This window comes from Micromonospora sp. DT62 (assembly GCF_049847285.1).
In the GTDB taxonomy this organism is placed as follows: Bacteria; Actinomycetota; Actinomycetes; order Mycobacteriales; family Micromonosporaceae; genus Micromonospora; species Micromonospora reichwaldensis.
Genome location: NZ_JBNCOB010000083.1, coordinates 1 through 237 on the forward strand (window position 1 = coordinate 1; position 237 = coordinate 237).

Annotated in this window: 1 pseudogene; it reads left to right on the plus strand. The window is 67.1% G+C overall.

The annotated features are described in order from the left end of the window. Positions 1 to 49: 49 nt before the first annotated feature. A pseudogene (locus ACPXCB_RS31605) lies at positions 50 to 237 on the plus strand (hypothetical protein); the annotation flags it as partial.

The following is a 237-nucleotide window of genomic DNA, read 5'->3' on the forward strand; positions in this document are numbered from 1 at the left end:
AGCCGATCCCCCTCGGTGTGGGTGCCGACCCCCGAATGGAGCGTTTCTGATGAACACGATCATGCGTAAGAGCGTTCTTGGTGTTGCTGGTCTGGCGTTTGCTGGTGGCGTGTTCGCCGGTCCTGCGACCGCGCAGGCGGCTCCGTCGGTGGAGTCGACGCCGGTGGCGGTGGCGGTGCAGGCCGACAAGCCGGCCGTGGACAAGGGCAAGCTGATCCCGCACGGTGTGCAGGGTGC